This window comes from Halorubrum sp. SP9, from assembly GCF_005435015.1.
GTDB classification, from domain to species: domain Archaea; phylum Halobacteriota; class Halobacteria; order Halobacteriales; family Haloferacaceae; genus Halorubrum; species Halorubrum sodomense.
In genome coordinates this window covers 1-518 of sequence record NZ_SGXU01000308.1, presented here as the reverse complement: position 1 = coordinate 518, position 518 = coordinate 1, and the positions used below count along the sequence as shown (strand labels likewise).

1 protein-coding gene is annotated in these 518 nt (G+C 64.5%); it reads left to right on the top strand.

The genetic code is table 11. The annotated features are described in order from the left end of the window. On the top strand, positions 1-277 hold a 277-nt coding region (locus EXE45_RS17660), incomplete at its 5' end, for a non-histone chromosomal MC1 family protein (protein ID WP_241989529.1). Positions 278-518 lie beyond the last annotated feature (241 nt).

Sequence of the window (518 nt, the reverse complement as noted above, 5' to 3'; positions counted from 1 at the left end):
GGAACCGAGCGAGTTCTCGGGCAACATGCCGCGTCAGGCGGCGCTCAAGGCAGCTCGGACGCTCGACCCGGCGCCCTCGGAGGAGGAGGCCGAGCGAACGACGCTCAGGCTTCGCGAGAAGGGGACGCAGAAAGTCCACGAGTACGAGGGCTGGGCGTGGAAGGACGGAGCCCCGGAGGTGGACGACGCCGACGACGACTTCTGGCTCAACGACCTCGACGACATCACCAAAGCCAACGTCTCGAAGCAGGGCATCGAGTACCTCGACGAAGAGTAGTTCCCCGGGCGCTCCGATCCCGATCTCTCGTTTTAGCCGCCGGTGGACCGGAACGCTTCGGGCATGATCACCGTTGCGCCGCAGAGTGACCGCCCCGAACAGTCACGTCGCCGGTTCGATCGGATCCGGTCAATTCCCGTCTCCCGGCATGAAACCGCATGACGTGGCGCCGATGGTTCGACGGGGTTAAGTACAACCCGGGCATTCGAAGAAATGCGAAGAACGCATCGCGGACTCGGGC